Raw genomic sequence first — 18,214 nt, 5'->3', positions numbered from 1 at the left:
TGGAATGCGCGGCTTTTTTATTTTCTCCGCAATGAAACAGGACGGTTATGGCAGGCAGGATCCCCCAATCCTTTATCGACGATCTGCTCGTACGCACAGACATAGTCGAGCTGATCGACTCGCGAGTGCGGCTGAAAAAAGCCGGTAAGAACTACCAGGCTTGCTGCCCTTTTCATAACGAAAAAAGCCCCTCTTTTACCGTCAGCCAGGAGAAGCAGTTCTACCACTGTTTCGGTTGTGGCGCCCACGGCAATGCCATCGGCTTTATCATGGAGTACGACGGTCTCGAATTTCCCGATGCCATCGAAGAACTCGCCAGCATGCAAGGCATGCAGGTACCTCGCGAGCAGAGCATCGGCGGCTCGGCCAATAGCCAACCCGCAGTCAGCAAGGATCTGTTCGAGCTGATGAACCAGATCGCCCGCTTCTACGAGAGCAATCTCAAGAGCGCTCCCCATGCGGTGGAGTACCTCAAAGGCCGCGGCCTGACCGGTGAAGTGGTCAAACGATTCAACATTGGCTATGCACCCAGCGATTGGGATCAGGTGCGCCGACGCTTTGGTACCAGCCGGGATCACGAGCAGTTGCTTATCTCGGGCGGCATGCTGATCACCCGTGACAATGGCCCGGGGAGTTATGATCGTTTCCGCGATCGCATCATGTTCCCGATCCGTGACAAGCGTGGCCGGGTCATCGGTTTCGGTGGCCGGGTGCTGGGTGATGGCACCCCCAAATACCTGAACTCGCCGGAAACCCCCATCTTCCATAAAGGGCGGGAGCTGTTCGGTCTCTACGAGGTGAAGCAGGCACACAAGGATCCACGCCGGATCCTGGTGGTGGAAGGCTACATGGATGTAGTGGCACTCGGTCAGTACGACATCGACTATGCGGTGGCGGCGCTGGGTACTGCAACGACCAGCGACCATATCCACACCCTGTTTCGCACCACCGCCGAGGTAGTCTGCTGCTACGACGGTGACAACGCCGGTCGTGAAGCCGCCTGGCGCGCGCTGGATAATGCCCTCCCTCATCTGCAGGATGGCCGCGAGCTGAAGTTCGTGTTCCTGCCCGATGGCGAGGATCCCGACTCTCTGGTACGCCAGATCGGCAAGGAGGGCTTCGAAGCTCTGCTCGATGAAGCCCAGCCGTTCGCCGACTTCATGTTCCAGCGCCTAAGGCGGGACGCAATACTACTAGGTGAAGCAGGCAAGCATGAGATAGCTCATGAGGCTGCTGAACTCATCCGCCGCGTACCGGAAGGGTTTACCCGCGAAGGGTTGATCACCCGCCTCTCCAGCATGATGCGCTGGGGCGAGAACAAGCAGCGCATCGCCGAGCTCTTTGCCCGCAACACTCAGCCCAAGGCCGAGGTCAACAAACCAAAAGCGATCAAGTTGACTCCACTGCGGCGGGCGCTGGCGCTGATGGTGCAATATCCGGCGGTAGCTGCCAAACTGCCCTCCATGCCGGAATTGGCCGGACTGCGCGTACAGGGCATCAAGTTCCTGCTGCAACTGCACCAGCAGATCCTGGCACAGCCCGGTATTACCACAGGTATCCTGCTGGAACATTGGCGCGGTACCAAGGAGGGAGAGATCCTCGCACAACTGGCAATGTATTACCCGTTTGAAGAGATCAATCCGGATCAAGCTCCGGACATTCAGAGGGAACTGGAAGACACTTTCTTTGGCTTTACCAGTCAGGTTTTGAATCAGCGTATAGAAGAGTTACAAAACAAGGAAAGACCAAGCCAAGCGGAGATGCAGGAGTTAATGATGCTACTCAGGGAGATGAAGACTGAGAAAAGAAATGAGTGTGGGGCTTGATATTTGAGTGAATAGTCCCAATATGAATAACGTTGCCCGAATCGACGGGATGAAAAGCAAAATTTTTATAACCGCCTAGCCCCGACAATACTGCGGGCAGGGGTTTCTCATGACCGACGCCGCAACCAGACATAGCATGTCTGGCGGTTTTCTATTAGAATTGGCTATTTGCGCAGCAGCGCACTGTACGCGCAACCTAGCAACACCAACCGGATGAGTTCTATGGAGCAAACCCCGCAGTCTCAGCTTAAACTCCTCGTTGCCAAAGGTAAAGAACAGGGCTACCTGACCTATGCCGAGGTGAACGATCACCTCCCGCAAGACATTGTCGATTCAGACCAGATCGAAGACATCATTCAGATGATCAACGATATGGGCATTCAAGTGGTTGAAAACGCTCCGGATGCCGATGATCTTATCATGGCTGAAGGTGGTACCGCCGATGAGGACGCTGCCGAAGCAGCGGCCCAGGCTCTGGCATCTGTTGAATCTGAGATTGGTCGCACGACCGATCCCGTCCGCATGTACATGCGGGAAATGGGTACCGTCGAACTGCTGACCCGTGAAGGCGAAATCGACATCGCCAAGCGGATCGAAGACGGTATCAACCAGGTACAAAGCTCCGTAGCCGAGTACCCTGAAGCAATTACTTACCTGCTCGAACAGTACGACAAGTACGAAGCCGAGCAGCTGCGTCTCTCTGACATTATCTCTGGCTTTATTGACCCGAACGAAACTGAAGATATGGCGCCTACCGCCACGCATATCGGTTCCGAGCTCGGCGAAGACGATCTGGCCGACGAAGATGAAGAAGACGAAGAAGACGAAGACGAAGATGGCGACAGCTCTGACGACGACGGTGACGGTGGTCCGGATCCGGAAGTCGCTCGCGAGAAGTTTGGCGAACTGCGTGCCCAGTATGAAGTGACCCGCCTCTCCATTCAGAAGAATGGTCGCGCACACGAAGATACCCAGGCCGCCATCGCCCAGCTGGCCGATGTATTCCGCCAATTCCGCCTGATGCCCAAGCAGTTCGATCGCCTGGTCAACAACATGCGTGAAATGATGGAGCGCGTCCGCGTGCAGGAACGCATCATCATGAAGCTCTGCGTTGAGCAGGCCAAGATGCCGAAGAAAACCTTCGTCGCGGCCTTCACCAACAACGAGTGTGAAACTGCCTGGTTCGAATACCAGAAGCAGGCTGGCAAAGCCTGGTCTCCCCGTCTGGTTGAAATGGACGAAGATATTCAGCGCGCCATCGGCAAGCTGCAGCAGATTGAAGAAGAGACCGGCCTGTCGATTGCCCAGATCAAGGATATCAACCGTCGCATGAGCATCGGTGAGGCCAAGGCCCGCCGCGCGAAGAAAGAGATGGTTGAAGCCAACTTGCGTCTGGTTATCTCTATCGCCAAGAAGTACACCAACCGCGGTCTGCAGTTCCTGGATCTGATCCAGGAGGGCAACATCGGTCTGATGAAGGCGGTAGACAAGTTTGAATACCGTCGTGGCTACAAGTTCTCGACCTATGCAACCTGGTGGATCCGTCAGGCCATTACCCGCTCCATCGCGGATCAGGCCCGTACCATCCGTATCCCGGTACACATGATCGAGACCATCAACAAGCTCAACCGTATCTCCCGTCAGATGCTGCAGGAGATGGGTCGCGAACCGAACCCGGAAGAGCTGGCCATGCGCATGGGCATGCCGGAAGACAAGATCCGCAAGGTACTGAAAATCGCCAAAGAGCCTATCTCCATGGAGACGCCCATCGGTGATGATGAAGATTCCCACTTGGGCGACTTTATCGAAGATACCACCCTGGCTCTGCCAGCGGATGCGGCGACCAGCGAAAGCCTGCGCAACGCCACCCGCGAAGTGCTGGCTGGCCTGACCGCCCGCGAAGCCAAGGTACTGCGGATGCGTTTCGGTATCGACATGAACACTGACCACACCCTCGAGGAAGTGGGCAAGCAGTTCGACGTTACCCGTGAGCGTATTCGTCAGATCGAAGCCAAGGCACTGCGCAAACTGCGCCACCCGAGCCGCTCGGAAGTGCTGCGCAGCTTCCTGGACGAATAGTCCTGACCCTGTGTCAAACTACTCTGCCAAAGCCCCGCCATGCGGGGCTTTGTTTTGTCTGGCATTTACCCTTGCAACCCTCTTTGCGCCCTCAATCAAGCTGGACAATTAGTCGCCAAGTGGTTGATATGCCTATAGACTGCCCTTTCCTCTTCCCCTATAATCCACGCCGCTAAACGCACAATTTGGCCCCTTAGCTCAGTTGGTCAGAGCAGTCGACTCATAATCGATTGGTCGTGGGTTCAAGTCCCCCAGGGGCCACCAAATTGAAAAAGGCCGCTCATGATGAGCGGCCTTTTTGCATCTGCGGATCGAGCAATGTCCAGTGATAAGCTCGATGAGGTCATAGAAAAGACCCGCCATGGGCGGGTCTGGGCAGGGTCCGGATCAGGCGCCTCACTCAGAGACAAGGAGCCTAATGCTGAGCCTCAGGTTTGCTCGTTGCTGCCGCTCTGGATGGATGAGCGACGCCCGGCGGGTAGCATCCGAGTAACCAGATTGCTGCGCTGACGCCAGGAGGTGAAGACGATGGCCAGCAGGTGCAGACCGATCAGCCCCTGTAGCGCCACTACGCACCACTCATGCCACTCGTCAGCCCCCAGTTCAAATCCCGTCTCGGTATTTTGAAACCAGCCGCTGCCAGCGGTGGCCAGCACAACCAGCCAGAGCGCCCACACGGCCAGCTTGCCGCTACCGTGATGACCCGGTGCCGGAGGCTGCCGCTCACGCATCTCGCGCGCTTGCTGGCGAAAATCCTCACCGCTGGGGATGAGGGCACCAAGGCGAGCGTAGCCACGGGCGAAAGTGAGCCCCCAGAGCAGACGCAAGGAGACCAGCCCAATGGCACCGTAACCCAGCCACTCGTGCCACTCCTCGCCCGCTTCGTTAACCCAGAGGTTGCCGATGCAGACCGCCGCCAAGCCCAAATGGGTCAGGCGAACCAGCGGATCCCAGCGAAAGGACTCACCCTTTTTGCTTGGCATATTTGTGGTACTCCTTCTTCAGGTCGTTGACCTTGGCCAGATGTTCGCGCGCCTTGGCCTCATCACCCGCCTTGAGTGCGGCCAGGCTGGCGTCCAGCTCGGTCTGTACCTCATTCATCCCTTCAAGAAATTTCTCTTTCTTGGCGGCCGGCATGTTCTTCTGCTTGGCCACGTCCAGCTGGGCCTTCATCTCGTTGATGTGCTTCTCCATGGTGGCTGCATCATCAGCCTTGACGGCCTGCTTGTAGTTGAAGCCAATCTTCTTCATCGGCTGTTCCAGATCACCCGCCACGGCAGGCAGGGTCATCAGGCCAAACATCAGGGGCAGCAGCAGGGGGCGGACGGTTTTCAACATGGGATTTCCTTATATAACGACATGCTCGAATTGTTAGGGGTACTTATGAATCCAAACAAGAATTCATCACCAGCATGATGCCATGACTCATGGTGAAACGTTTGTGAAAAATGCTGTTTTTTGTGGCAAATAGTGACAGATATGCCGCGCTTGTTTGCGCTTGGTAACTGATTGAACGCAGGTGACACGCAGCATGAGGATGGTTGAAAGCGGTAAGCAGGGACAAAAAACCCCGCCGTAGCGGGGTCTGAATCAGCTGGCCATTTGCTGGCGTCAGTTACTCCTGTTCGCGAGCAATGGCGCGCCAGCCGATATCCTTGCGGTAGAAGACGCCATCCCACTTGATGCGGCCAGCGAGCTGATAGGCACGCTGCTGGGCTTCTGCCACAGTATGGCCGAGGGCGGTGGCGCACAACACGCGGCCGCCAGCGGTCAGGCTGGTATCGCCCTCCAGGCGGGTACCGGCATGGAACACCTTCTCACCCGCCACTTCATCCACCGGCAAGCCGCTGATGGGGTGGTTGGTGCTGTAATCGCCAGGATAGCCACCCGCCGCCAACACCACGCCGATAGCGGCGCGGGGATCATAGATGGCCTCTTTCTGATCCAGCTTGCCTGCGCAAGCGGCCAGGCAGAGCTCCACCAGATCGGACTGCATCCGCAGCATGATGGGCTGGGTCTCGGGATCGCCGAAACGGCAGTTGAACTCGATCACCTTGGGGTTGCCTGCGCCGTCGATCATCAGACCGGCATAGAGGAAACCGGTGTAGACATTGCCTTCGGCCGCCATACCACGCACGGTCGGCATGATCACCTGCTCCATCACGCGTCGATGTACCTCGGCGGTCACCACAGGCGCCGGGGAGTAAGCCCCCATACCTCCGGTGTTGAGGCCGGTATCACCGTCGCCAACCCGCTTGTGATCCTGACTGGTGGCCATCGGCAGCACGTGCTCGCCATCGACCATGACGATGAAGCTTGCCTCTTCACCCTCCAGAAACTCCTCAATCACCACCCGGGAGCCCGCTTCGCCAAAGGCATTGCCGGAGAGCATGTCACGCACCGCGTCTTCCGCCTCCTGCAAGGTCATGGCGACAATCACCCCCTTGCCCGCCGCCAGACCATCGGCCTTGATGACGATGGGGGCGCCCTTCTCGCGCAGGTAGGCGAGTGCAGGCTCCACTTCGGTGAAGTTCTGGTATTCGGCAGTCGGGATGGCGTGACGGGCCAGGAAATCCTTGGTGAAAGCCTTGGAGCCTTCCAGCTGGGCAGCGGCAGCGGTCGGGCCAAAGATCGGCTGACCGGCGGCGCGGAAGGCATCCACCACCCCTTTCACCAGCGGCGCTTCCGGCCCGACGATGGTGAGGCCGATCTGCTTCTCTTTGGCAAAGGCCAGCAGCCCGTCGATATCGGTCGCCTCGATGGCGACGTTCTCGACCCCCGGCTCAAGCTGGGTGCCTGCGTTGCCCGGAGCCACAAAAACGTGACGTACCAGTGGGGAGTGTTTGGCCTTCCAGGCCAGGGCGTGTTCGCGGCCACCGTTGCCAATGATCAGTACTTTCATCGTATCGCTCGCTTCTATTTGTGGTCACTGGACGGCCACCCGGGCCGTCAGTCAGCGGAAATAGTCAGTTGAAAAGAGACAACAAAAGGGCCGCCATCGGCAGCCCCTGACCCATCAATGACGGAAATGGCGCATGTTGGTGAAGACCATGCACATACCGTGTTCGTCGGCGGCATCGATCACCTCCTGATCGCGCATCGAGCCACCCGGCTGGATCACGCAGGAGATACCGGCCTGAGCGGCAGCATCGATACCGTCGCGGAACGGGAAGAAGGCATCGGAGGCCATCACGGAGCCCGCCACAGTCAACCCTTCGTCCGCCGCCTTGATACCGGCGATTTTGGCCGAATAAACACGGCTCATCTGACCGGCACCGACGCCGATGGTTTGGCCATCTTTGGCGTAGACGATGGCATTGGATTTGACGAACTTGGCCACTTTCCAGCAAAACAGCAGATCCTGCAGCTCGGCCTCGGTCGGCTGGCGCTTGCTGACTACGGTCAGGTCACCCAGAGTCACCATGCCGAGGTCCCGCTCCTGCACCAGCAAGCCGCCGTTGACGCGCTTGAGGTCAAACCCTTGCGCCGGGGCAGTCCACTGCCCGCATTCGAGCAGACGCACGTTCTGCTTGGCGGCGACCGCATCGCGGGCCTCCTGGCTGACGGTCGGGGCGATGATCACTTCGACAAACTGGCGGGCCACGATGGCTGCCGCAGTGGCGCCATCCAGCTCGCGGTTCAAGGCGATGATGCCGCCGAAGGCAGAGGTGGGGTCGGTCTGGTAAGCGCGATCGTAGGCACTCAGCAGGTCGTTACCGATGGCCACGCCGCAGGGGTTGGCATGCTTAACGATGACGCAGGCCGGCTCGTCGAACTCCTTCACACACTCCAGCGCCGCATCGGTATCAGCGATGTTGTTGTAGGAGAGCGCCTTGCCCTGCAGCTGGACAGCACTGGAGACGGAACCCGGAGCGGCATGCTCTTCGGCGTAGAAGGCGGCTGCCTGATGGCTGTTCTCGCCGTAACGCATGTCCTGCTTCTTGATGAACTGGCTGTTGAAGGTGCGCGGGAAGCGGGACTCCTCGTCACCCTCCTTGTTGTCACCGTAGGAAGGAACCATGGTGCCGAAGTAGTTGGCGATCATGCCGTCGTAGGCGGCAGTGTGCTCGAATGCGGCGATGGCCAGATCGAAACGGGTCGCCAGTTTCAGGCTGTTGCCGTTGGCATCCATTTCGCGAATAACCCGATCATAGTCGGCAGCTTTGACGACGATAGCGACATCTTTATGGTTTTTGGCGGCAGAACGCACCATGGTCGGGCCGCCGATGTCGATGTTCTCGACCGCATCCGCCAGGGTGCAGCCCGCTTTGGCCACGGTAGCAGCAAACGGGTAGAGGTTGACGACAACCATGTCGATGGGGGAGATAGCGTGCTGGGCCATGATGGCGTCATCCTGATCCCGACGGCCGAGGATGCCGCCATGAACCTTGGGATGCAGGGTCTTGACCCGGCCATCCATCATTTCAGGGAAACCCGTGTAGTCGGAGACCTCGGTCACCGGCAGACCCGCCTCGCCAAGCAGCTTGGCGGTACCGCCCGTGGAGAGCAGGGCAACACCACGCTCGTTGAGTGCCTTGGCAAATTCCAGAATGCCAGTTTTGTCAGACACACTCAGCAGTGCACGGCGAATGGGTCGAGCTTGTTCCATCACACTATCGTCCTCAACATAACGGGGACCGTTCCATGGGAGGCGAGGCTCAACACAGAGAGTCCCCAAATAAATGGAAGTGGGGGATTTCGCAAACCACTCTCGCCCCGACATCCGGCAAAAGCGTTTTAGGAAATGCCCGCTTGGTGCGGCGCTCTGTTATGGGCGCGTATTCTACACAAAAAATGTGACCTGTGGTGGATTTTTTGAAACAGCAAAGCCTTATTTGGCGCGGCGTTAAACGTTTTCCACTTGATTTTCTCGAAACGTTTGCACTTTCAGTGTTTTATGGGAAAAAGGGTCGCCAGGAGCTGTTTATCTGCCCCTTTTATGCCCTTGGCTGGCAATCCATGGGCAAAGGGGTGATAGTGGATTCCGGTTTTTGTGGCGGCATACATTCAAGGGGAGAAAAGGGCATGTATCGGATCGGTGAACTGGCCAAGGCGTGCGGGGTCAAGGCAGATACCCTGCGTTTTTACGAGAAGAACGGGCTTATCTCACCGGGGATCCGCAACGAATCCGGCTACCGCCTCTACAGCGAGCAGGACAAGCGGCGGCTGGAGTTTATTATCCGCGCCAAGTCGGTGGGATTCTCGCTGGCCGATATCGGCGAGCTGCTCGACCTCGATACCAACAAGGCCAAAGTCACCTGTCAGGAGGTAAAAGCGGTAGCCGACACCAAGCTGGCCCAGGTGGAGCAGAAGATCATCGAACTGACCCGCTTTCGCGACAACCTGCGCGAGCTCTCCAATATCTGCTGCGGCGGGCCGCGCTCGGCGGAGCACTGCGCCATCCTCGAGACGCTGGAATCTGGCGCCCCGGCACATCACGAGCATCACAACCACGACCAGTATGACCCGGTTCACGGCTGACATGTTGTGGCTGGCTTAGTGTGGCTGAGTCGGTGCACCCGACGCATTGCTCCGGCGGCGATTTGGTGACAAAATCGCCGCGTTTTTAACCGGAGCCAGTGCATCCGGTTGCCGGGCGCTCAGCTGAACAGGCGCTCGCAGCGAAAACCACCATCCAGACACAAGAATCAACATACCAAGAGAAAAGAAGAGGAGCCATCATGGCCAAGATCCGGGTCGACCAACCCGCCCTCCCCCGTGAGGAGCATGCGCAAGGGGGCCACTATGCCCACCAGCGCGGCGAGATAAAGGATAACCATCTGCATGCCCTGCTCTCCGATCCCCTGTTTCGCAGCCGAGTCGAGCGCAACAAGAAGGGCAAGGGGAGTTACCAGCGCAAGGCCAAATTCGGCAAGCGGTGGGAGCCCGGCCAACAGCAGATGATCCGCGTCTGCTGCTGAGCGGGTTTCTACCGACCAAAACAATCAGGGCGCCATTGGCGCCCTGATTGTTTTGACAGAAGAAGCGATTTGGCAACGCCAACTCACAGCCTCAACAGGCCGCTCACTCATCCATAAAGAGTTCGAGCAACACGTTGAGATAGCGATGGCCGAGAGAAGTGAGCTGCCAGCTCTCTCCCAAATCCTCGATCAGCTCCTTGCTTTGGGCGATGGCGAGCACCGTCTCCACCCGCTCCAGCGGCAAGCTGGTATAGGCCTCGAACTCCGCCTTGGGGGCCGGTTCAAACAGGCGGAAGCGGTTCATAAAGTATTCGAGCGGCAGATCGTCTGCCGTCACCTGCCACTGCTCGTCCAGATAGGGGCGACTCTTGTCCAGATACCCTTTCGGATGCTTCACCTTGGCGGTGCGCAGGATCTGCTGATCCGCGAGATCAGTCACCTTGCCGTGGGCGCCGCAGCCAATCCCCAGATAGTCACCGAAGCGCCAGTAGTTGAGGTTGTGATGGCACTGGTAGCCCTCTTTGGCATAAGCCGAGATCTCGTACTGGCGATAACCGCTGGCGGTGAGCATGGCGTGGCCCTGCTCGTAGATATCCCACAGGGTGTCATCTTCCGGCAGTTTGGGCGGTTTGGAGGCAAAGGCCGTGTTCGGCTCTATGGTGAGCTGATACCAGGAGAGGTGCGGCGGTGCGCAGTCGATAGCCTGCTGCAGGTCGTAAAGGGCATCATCCAGACTCTGATCCGGCAGACCGTGCATCAGATCCAGATTGAAGGTGGGCAACTTGATGGCATGGGCCAGTGCCGCGGCCTTGCGCGCCTCTTCCGGGCCGTGAATGCGGCCGAGGCGGGTCAGCTTCTCCTGCTGAAAGCTCTGCACCCCGATGGAGATACGGTTGATGCCGGCGCGCTGGAAACCGGCGAACTTGTCCGCCTCCACCGTGCCCGGGTTGGCCTCCATGGTGATCTCGCAATCTGCGGTGAGCACAATGCGGGCCCGCACCCCATCCAGCAAGGTTTGCATCGCCTCCACCGTCAGCAGGCTGGGGGTGCCGCCGCCGATAAAGATGGAGGAGAGCGGCCGCCCTTGCGCCCATTTCAGATCCTGCTCCAGATCCTCCAGCAGGGCGGCGACATATTCGAGGTGAGGCAGCTCCCCCTTCTGGGCATGGGAGTTGAAGTCACAGTAAGGGCACTTCTGGACGCACCAGGGCACATGAATATAGAGAGAGAGCGGCGGCAGTTGCAGCATGGGGCTTCCAATAAAACGGGGGCTCAAGGCCCCCATTGTAGATGACTATGTGTAATTGACCGTGTGTAACCGACAAGGTGGCGAAGTGACTCAGTGCGCCGCAGCCAGCGCCGCTTTGAGCTTGGCCAGCGCCTGACCGCGATGGCTCAGCTGGTTTTTCAGCTCGGCGGGCATCTGGGCGGCGGTGCAGTCGTGATCCGGCACGAAGAAGACGGGGTCATAGCCAAAACCGTGCTGACCGCGCGGCTCGTCGATGATCATCCCTTCCCAGCTCGCCTGACAGATGATGGGGGTGGGATCGTCGGCATGGCGCATATAGACCAGCACACACCAGAAGCGGGCGCTCTTCAGGTACTCGGGGGCACCTTGCAGCTCACCGAGCAGCTTCTCGATGTTGGCCTTGTCGCCGGCACCCACACCGGCAAAGCGGGCGGAGTAAACGCCGGGGCGCCCTTGCAGCAGATCGACTTCCAGTCCGGAGTCATCGGCCACGGCGGGCAGACCGGTAATGCGGGCGGCGTGGCGGGCCTTGATGATGGCATTCTCGACGAAGGTGGTGCCGGTCTCATCGGCATCGGAGACCGCAAACTCGCTCTGTGGGATCACCTGGATCTTCATATCGGCCAGCATGGCGGCCAATTCCTTCACCTTTTTCTGGTTACCTGTTGCCAGGACAAGCTTGTTCATCGAGCACCTCCGCAAAAATAATCTGCGCATTCTATGCGGCGCAAGCGTTTAGTAAAAGCGTCAATTACACCCGCTGTGATGGGGTTACGGGGGATTTGCCGCCATCGAATAACCAGCTTTTTAATACATGTTTCCATAATGGAATAACCAAAGTGATTAAATACCATTTCTATTCATTACTGTGAGTCAGTAGACTCGCGCCCCAATTCATTAACCTGGCTGACTAAAGAGGTGACAGATGCCATTGATACTTTTACTCGTACTACTGGTGCTGTTCAGTCCGCTGGCTATCGACATCTACCTGCCCGCCATTCCGCAGATGGCCGAGCAGCTGGGCGCCGAAGTAACTCTGATGCAGGGCACCATCACCTGGTTCCTGTTCAGCATGGGACTGGGGCAACTGCTTGTTGGCCCGCTGGCCGATCGCTACGGTCGCAAGCCCATCGCGCTGGGCGGCGTGCTGCTCTATGGCCTGAGCGCGCTGGGGGCCGGTTTTGCCGCCAGCCTCGGCGAATTGATGCTGGCGCGAGTGCTGCAGGGCTTCGGCGCCTGCGCTACTTCGGTCGCCGCCTTCTCGGTGGTTCGTGACAGCTATGGCCCGAAAAAGAGCGGTCAGATGATCTCCTACCTCAATGGCGCCATCTGCTTTATTCCTGCGCTGGCACCCCTGCTCGGTGGCTGGCTCACCGCCAAGGCGGGCTGGTCTGCCAACTTCTGGTTTATGGCCGGTTATGCGCTCATCGTCGGCAGCTGGCTGATGTGGCGGATGCCGGAGACCCGCCCGGAGGAGACCCGCAGCGAAGGGGCTCTCATCAGCTGGTCTCGCTACAGCCCGGTGCTGCGCTCCCCCAGCTTCCTGTTCAACGCGGCGCTGTGCATGCTGGCGATGGCGGTGATCCTCGCCTATGTCACCGCCGCACCGGTGCAGCTGATGGTGAAACTGGGGCTGGATATGAGCGGCTTTAGCTACTGGTTTACCGCCAACGCCGCGCTCAACATTCTGGCCTGCTTCATGGCGCCGCGTTTTATCGCCAAGGTAGGGCCAAGACGCACCCTGCGCATAGGCCTGCTGGTGTTGATGCTCTCGGCCATCACCCTGACTTTGGCCATGCACATCGAGCATCCGCTGGCGATGATGGGGCCGGTGTTCCTCTCCAGCATCGGCTTTGCCATGATTCTGGGCTCGGCCGCCGGGATGGCGCTGGCACCATTCGGCCACTGCGCCGGTACCGCCGCCGCCCTGCTCGGCCTGTTCCAGATGAGCGGCTCCGGCGCGTTGGTTGGCCTGACCGGCGCCCTGATGCACGACCCGCTCAGCCAGCTGGCGCTGCATATGTGGCTGCTGCTGCCGCCCTTGGTGATGCTGATGACCCGACGCGGTCGCCGCTTGTGTTTGCAATAAATCCTGTGCTCTGATGGGCACACTCAGGGGGCCATCGGCCCCCTTCTCGTTTGTATCGCCTTTACAGCACATGGCCATCCGGCAGATTGCCTGCGATGGCAACCCCACTCACTCGATGTCAGCGGAGAACTCCCGATGAGCCACACTCTCAACGCAGCCCTGGTGGGCTATGGCTTTGCAGGCAAGACCTTCCACGCCCCCTTCCTCTCCACCACCCCGGGCTTGTCCCTGAGCTGGGTGGTAAGCCGCGATGCCGCCAAGGTGCAGGCCGATCTGCCCGACTGCCGGGTCGGCTCACTGGAGGAGGTGCTGAGGGATGAGACCGTCGATCTGGTGGTGATCGCCACCCCCAACGACACCCATGCGCCTCTAGCCCGCCAGGCGCTGCAGGCAGGCAAACATGTGGTGATCGACAAGCCCTTTGCACTGGATCTGGCAGAAGCGAAAGCACTGGTCGAACTGGCCGAAAAGCAGCAGCGGCTGCTCAGTATCTTCCACAACCGCCGTTGGGACGGGGATTTTCTCACCGTGCGCCGCTTGATTGCCGAGGGAACGCTGGGGCAGATCGCCCAGTTCGAATCCCACTTCGATCGCTATCGCCCCGAAGTGCGCCAGCGCTGGCGCGAAGCGGGTGGCCCGGGTTCCGGCCTCTGGTTCGATCTCGGCCCCCACGTGCTGGATCAGGCGCTGCAGCTGTTCGGCCAGCCGGACTGGCTGCAGGCCGATCTGGCCGAGCAGCGCCCCGGCGCACTGGCGGACGACTACTTCCATGTGGTGCTGGGTTACGGTGCTCTGCGGGTTATTCTGCATGGCAGCTGTCTGGTCTCGGCCACCATGCCGCGTTTCATCGTCCACGGCAGCCAAGGTTCGTTCGTGAAATTCGGTATGGATGTGCAGGAAGATCAGCTCAAGCTGGGCAAGCGGCCACCGGCGGCGGATTGGGGCATGGATAGCGAACCCGGTCAGCTCAGCCGCATTGCCGATGGTCAGTTGCAGCAGCAGAGCGTGGTGGGTGAGGCGGGGGATTATGGCGCCTACTATCGCGGAGTCTGCGCCGCCATCAAGGGCGAAGGGAGCAACCCGGTGCCAGCAAGTGAAGCGCTGGCGGTGATGGCACTGCTGGATCTGGCCCGTCAGAGCCACCTTGAGGGAAAACGGCTGCCCTGTCAGAAGCTGTCTGACTAAGGTGCGGGTCATCAGCCACTATTGAATAACCTTGACCTTGCTAAACCGCCACAAGATGGCAGCAAAGCGGTGTTTTATTGTGCAATCAGCACCATTTAACGGCATCTTGTATTGATATCAGTCGTTGCAGTGGAGCTTTTTATCCACGGCACGAAAAAATGTCATTGTGATATCCGTTTTCATCGGTAACTAATGGGGCTATATTGCGCCCGCCTGCTGCCTCCCGGCTTCTTGTTTCAATACCGGGCAACGGTGGGCGCTGTGATGGTTGCACAGACCATCTCTCCATCTTTTTTTGAGGGAATGCACATGAACAAAGTACTGGTAGCCGGTATCCTGGGTCTGATGTTGACTGCTTGCGGTCAGAAAGAAGAAAAAGCTGCCGCTCCTGCTGCTGCTCCGGCCGCCGAAGTTGCTGCCACTGTAGAAAAAGCCGCTAGCGAAGCCACCTCTACCGTAGAGAAGGCCACCTCCGAAGCGACTGCAACCGTAGAAAAAGCTGCTACCGAAGCCGCTACCAAGGTTGAAGCTGCAGTGAGCGATGCCAAGGCCAACTAAGCCTGCACCTCATTCGAAGACGGGTCCGAAGGCAACTTCGGGCCCGTTTTTTTATCTGTCGCTCAGGGGGCCGGATTGATCAGCGAGGTGAGGATGTGATCCTCCCAACGACCATTGATCATCAGATACGCCCGCGCTAATCCCTCCCGCTCGAAACCGAGCCGCTCCAGCAAGGCACCGCTACGCTGATTGGCAGGCATATAGCAAGCCATGATGCGATGCAGATCGTGCTCCTGAAACAGGTAGTCGATGGCGGCTGACAGCACCTCTCTCATCACCCCCTGCCCCTGATGCTGCTGGTCGATGGCATAGCCCAGATGACACGCCTTGAAGACCCCCATCAGGATATTGCTGAAGTTGCAGGTGGCGATCACCCGCTCGCCAGCCGGATCGAGGGCCACCAGATTGACGCCGGTGCCGTTGAAGAACTGGCTGTAGCTGTCCTGCAGCCGGGCATGCCAGTAAGAGAGGGTGTAAAACTGCTCATCCCGAAGCGGCTCCCAGGGGGTGAGATGGTCACGGTTGCGCCGGTAGAAGTCGAGCATCATGGGGGCCTGATCCGGCGACAGTATGGTCAGGTGGGTGCGGGCCGTCTTGATATGTGGCAGCGCCATCAGGACTCCCTCTGTCTTAGCCACTCATCGCGCAGCAAGCTGTAGTGGGCATGGTCCACAATCCGGTTGCCCAGCCGCTCTGCGCGCCGGGTCACCCCCTCCAGCTGCATCCCGAGCCGCTCACAGACGGCTCTGCTGGGCTCGTTATCGGTGGCGGCGCTGATCTCCACCTTCTCCATCCCCATCTCCTCGAAGGCGTGGTGGATCAGGGCCTGACAGGCACGGGTGATGATACCGTTGCCCTGCCAGCGCTCCGCCAGCCAGTAACCGATGACCACCTTGCCAAGGTCGTGATCGATGCTGTTGTAACCTATGACCCCCACCACCTCCCCCTGATACTCGATGGCAGTGGTGAGCCCCTCGCCGCGGGCGAACTTCTCGATGGCACTGCGAATGAAGAGGGCGCTGTCGACAGGGCGCTGGATCAGTGGCGGCCAGGGTAGCCACTGGGAGAGATACTCCCGGTTGTCATTGCAGAGGGCAAACAGTTCGCTCGCCATATCGGGCTGCAAGAAGAGCAGCGCAAGCTCGTCGTCCAACTGCCATGAAAACATGGGATTCTCCTTTCAAATCAGTGATCAAATAGCGAACCAACTACCCAATGTAGCCAATCGCCACTGGCCGCGCCAGCCACTTTTACGGCCCCCCTCCGGCAGGCTTCGCAGAGGGTGACAGCGCACGTACTCTCCTCCCTCAAAAGAGGAGGGTGGGTGTCTGAAACCGGATAATGCTCTCCACATGGCGCCGAAGAATGCCCCCAAACGGCACTTTGGCAGATCCTGCTACCCCTTTGTGCTGCGCTGTCACTTTTGACAGGGTGCACTTTCCCCCACCGGCACTAGCTTCAAAACGCCCGACCTTCGGTCGGTTTATCAACCTCATCGATTTAAGGAAAGAAGAGATGAATAAAATTTATCTGGCCGTTGCGCTGACCTGCTGGGGAAGCGCCGCACTGGCGGCGCAAGAGGTAGAGATCAACGTAACGGCAAACGGCATCCGGGCCATGACAGGCCTCAGTGCCGCGAGTGGTACCTTGCAGCTGGAAGATGGCGAGTTTCGTCAGGTGCGGGTGGTCAAGCTGCCCAACGGCCAGCAGCGGATCCGCTACGAGCAGGTCTGGAACGGCATCCCGGTAATGGGTCAGGTGGTGGTGGCTGACAAGAGCCTGAACGGCCAGCTGCAACAGGCCAGCGGGCGCATGCTGCGCCAGATCGATCAGGATGTGGCAAGCCCGGTCGCCACCCTCTCGCCACAGGATGCCGCCAGCAAAGCCAAGGCGGGCAGCAAGGGGAGCAACGAGCAGGTCAAACTCTACGTGATGCAGGATGAGAACGGGCTGGCCCGGCTGGTTTATCAGGTCTCCTTCATCGCCGAAGGTGACAAGCCAAGTCGCCCCTTTGTCATTCTTGATGCCCAAAGCGGTGAGGAGCTCAAACGCTGGGAGGGGATCAACCACAAGGATGCCACCGGCCCGGGGGGCAACATCAAGACCGGCAAATACGTCTACGGCACCGACTTTGGCCCGCTCATCGTCGATGACAACTGCCGGATGACCAGCCCCAACGTCGATACCATCAACCTCAACCACGCTACCTCTGGCGGCACCATCCACCAGTTCACCTGTCCGGAGAACCGGGTCAAGGAGATCAACGGCGCCTACTCGCCCCTCAACGACGCCCACTACTTCGGCAACGTGGTGTTCGACATGTACCGCAACTGGTACAACACGGCGCCCCTCACCTTCAAACTGAAGATGCGGGTTCACTACAGCAAGAATTACGAGAACGCCTTCTGGGATGGCAGCCAGATGACCTTCGGTGACGGCGCCACCACCTTCCACCCGCTGGTAAGCCTCGATGTGGCGGCCCACGAGGTGAGCCACGGCTTTACCGAGCAAAACTCCGGGCTGGTCTATTCAGGACAATCCGGCGGCATCAACGAGGCCTTCTCCGATATGGCGGGGGAAGCTGCCGAGTTCTACATGAAGGGGAGCAACGACTGGCTGGTCGGGGCGCAGATATTCAAGGGCAACGGCTCCCTGCGCTACTTCGAGGATCCGACCCGGGATGGCAGATCCATCGGCCATGCCGCGGATTATCAGGAGGGGATGGATGTACACCACAGCTCCGGGGTCTACAACCGCGCCTTCTACCTGCTCGCCACCAGCAGTGGCTGGAACACCCGCAAGGCATTTGAAGTCTTCTTGCTGGCCAACCGCCTCTACTGGGGCGCCAACACCAACTACCAGCAAGGGGCCTGCGGCGTCAGCCGGGCGACCGCCGATCTGGGTTACAGTCAGGCGGATGTGGCACGTGCCTTCCAGACCGTCGGGGTTGATGCCAGCTGCGGCAGCACGCCGCCACCGAGCGACAACGTACTGCAAAACGGCGTGCCGGTGAGCAACCTCGCCGCCAGCAAGGGTGGCAAGCTCAACTACACCCTGAACGTACCGGCTGGCACCAGGTCGCTGCAGATCAGCAGCAGCGGCGGCACCGGAGATGCCGACCTCTACGTCCGCTTTGGCAGCGCCCCCACCAGCAGCAGTTACGACTGCCGTCCCTACAAGGGGGGCAATAGCGAAAGCTGCTCGCTCACCAATCCCAAGGCGGGCACCTGGCATGTGCAGCTGTCAGGGTTTTCCGCGTTCAGTGGCGTAACCCTCAAGGCCAGCTACTGACCCACCCGATGCGGGC

At 59.2% G+C, this 18,214-nt stretch carries 16 protein-coding genes and 1 tRNA gene; 9 read left to right on the top strand and 8 right to left on the bottom strand.

Features of this window, described 5'->3' with window-relative positions; all coding sequences use genetic code 11:
* Positions 1-47 precede the first annotated feature (47 nt).
* From dnaG to VF684_RS16440, 3 genes are all read left to right on the top strand, one after another.
* Positions 48-1,826, top strand: coding sequence for a DNA primase (gene dnaG, locus VF684_RS16450; RefSeq protein WP_139440857.1), 1,779 nt, complete (start codon positions 48-50; stop codon positions 1,824-1,826).
* A gap of 183 nt (positions 1,827-2,009) precedes the next feature.
* The gene (gene rpoD, locus VF684_RS16445; protein ID WP_263718854.1) at positions 2,010-3,905 is read left to right on the top strand and encodes an RNA polymerase sigma factor RpoD; all 1,896 of its coding nucleotides are present in this window, start codon (positions 2,010-2,012) and stop codon (positions 3,903-3,905) included.
* A 187-nt stretch (positions 3,906-4,092) separates the two neighbouring features.
* A tRNA-Ile gene (locus VF684_RS16440) sits at positions 4,093-4,169 on the top strand.
* Positions 4,170-4,333: 164 nt separating this feature from the next.
* On the opposite strand, the gene VF684_RS16435 is transcribed toward VF684_RS16440, so the two are convergent.
* From VF684_RS16435 to purH, 4 genes are all read right to left on the bottom strand, one after another.
* Entirely contained in the window at positions 4,334-4,888 is a 555-nt protein-coding gene (locus VF684_RS16435; RefSeq protein WP_139440863.1) for a cytochrome b/b6 domain-containing protein, read from the bottom strand.
* Complete coding sequence (locus tag VF684_RS16430; RefSeq protein WP_005349056.1) at positions 4,869-5,243, bottom strand: cytochrome b562; 375 nt, start codon at positions 5,241-5,243, stop codon at positions 4,869-4,871. Before VF684_RS16430 ends, VF684_RS16435 begins: the two co-directional genes overlap by 20 nt.
* 277 nt (positions 5,244-5,520) lie before the next feature.
* Positions 5,521-6,807, bottom strand: coding sequence for a phosphoribosylamine--glycine ligase (purD, locus tag VF684_RS16425; protein WP_139440864.1), 1,287 nt, complete (start codon positions 6,805-6,807; stop codon positions 5,521-5,523).
* Between the two features lie 114 nt (positions 6,808-6,921).
* The gene (gene purH / locus VF684_RS16420) at positions 6,922-8,514 is read right to left on the bottom strand and encodes a bifunctional phosphoribosylaminoimidazolecarboxamide formyltransferase/IMP cyclohydrolase (RefSeq protein WP_376899024.1); all 1,593 of its coding nucleotides are present in this window, start codon (positions 8,512-8,514) and stop codon (positions 6,922-6,924) included.
* Positions 8,515-8,930: 416 nt separating this feature from the next.
* Here purH and zntR point away from each other — a divergent pair, with 416 nt between their 5' ends.
* Together zntR and VF684_RS16410 are read left to right on the top strand one after the other, a co-directional pair.
* Positions 8,931-9,386: a Zn(2+)-responsive transcriptional regulator gene (gene zntR / locus VF684_RS16415; protein WP_100646758.1), complete on the top strand. Its 456-nt coding sequence runs from the start codon at positions 8,931-8,933 to the stop codon at positions 9,384-9,386.
* 200 nt (positions 9,387-9,586) lie between these two features.
* Positions 9,587-9,826, top strand: coding sequence for an alternative ribosome-rescue factor A (locus tag VF684_RS16410; protein ID WP_071913645.1), 240 nt, complete (start codon positions 9,587-9,589; stop codon positions 9,824-9,826).
* Positions 9,827-9,929: 103 nt separating this feature from the next.
* Here the strand turns inward: VF684_RS16410 and hemW are convergent, their stop codons facing one another.
* On the bottom strand, positions 9,930-11,075 hold the full coding sequence (hemW, locus tag VF684_RS16405) for a radical SAM family heme chaperone HemW (RefSeq protein WP_376899027.1): 1,146 nt from the start codon (positions 11,073-11,075) through the stop codon (positions 9,930-9,932).
* A 90-nt stretch (positions 11,076-11,165) separates the two neighbouring features.
* Positions 11,166-11,762, bottom strand: a complete 597-nt coding sequence (gene rdgB, locus VF684_RS16400) for an RdgB/HAM1 family non-canonical purine NTP pyrophosphatase (protein WP_005340539.1) — start codon at positions 11,760-11,762, stop codon at positions 11,166-11,168.
* Between the two features lie 238 nt (positions 11,763-12,000).
* On the opposite strand from rdgB, the gene VF684_RS16395 reads away from it, so the two are divergent.
* The 3 genes from VF684_RS16395 to VF684_RS16385 all read left to right on the top strand — a co-directional run bounded on the left by VF684_RS16395 (position 12,001) and on the right by VF684_RS16385 (position 14,907).
* Positions 12,001-13,164: a multidrug effflux MFS transporter gene (locus tag VF684_RS16395; RefSeq protein ID WP_005340537.1), complete on the top strand. Its 1,164-nt coding sequence runs from the start codon at positions 12,001-12,003 to the stop codon at positions 13,162-13,164.
* Between the two features lie 135 nt (positions 13,165-13,299).
* Positions 13,300-14,349, top strand: coding sequence for an oxidoreductase (locus tag VF684_RS16390; protein WP_139440868.1), 1,050 nt, complete (start codon positions 13,300-13,302; stop codon positions 14,347-14,349).
* A 309-nt stretch (positions 14,350-14,658) separates the two neighbouring features.
* A complete protein-coding gene (locus tag VF684_RS16385; RefSeq protein WP_005340533.1) occupies positions 14,659-14,907 on the top strand; it encodes a hypothetical protein in 249 nt (82 codons plus the stop codon).
* A 62-nt stretch (positions 14,908-14,969) separates the two neighbouring features.
* On the opposite strand, the gene rimJ is transcribed toward VF684_RS16385, so the two are convergent.
* Entirely contained in the window at positions 14,970-15,521 is a 552-nt protein-coding gene (gene rimJ, locus VF684_RS16380; RefSeq protein WP_139440869.1) for a ribosomal protein S5-alanine N-acetyltransferase, read from the bottom strand.
* Positions 15,521-16,075 (bottom strand): GNAT family N-acetyltransferase, encoded by a 555-nt coding sequence (locus VF684_RS16375; RefSeq protein WP_005340529.1) that lies wholly within the window; start codon positions 16,073-16,075, stop codon positions 15,521-15,523. Before VF684_RS16375 ends, rimJ begins: the two co-directional genes overlap by 1 nt.
* 347 nt (positions 16,076-16,422) lie before the next feature.
* Between VF684_RS16375 and VF684_RS16370 the strand changes: the two genes are divergently transcribed.
* Positions 16,423-18,198: a M4 family metallopeptidase gene (locus VF684_RS16370; RefSeq protein ID WP_376899030.1), complete on the top strand. Its 1,776-nt coding sequence runs from the start codon at positions 16,423-16,425 to the stop codon at positions 18,196-18,198.
* Positions 18,199-18,214: the final 16 nt, after the last annotated feature.

Origin of the sequence: Aeromonas sp. Lyrl_2 (assembly GCF_051948815.1) — a bacterium.
Lineage (GTDB): Bacteria > Pseudomonadota > Gammaproteobacteria > Enterobacterales > Aeromonadaceae > Aeromonas > Aeromonas veronii.
The sequence above is the reverse complement of the archived record's forward strand: the minus strand, read 5'-3'. Positions and strand labels throughout refer to the sequence as shown.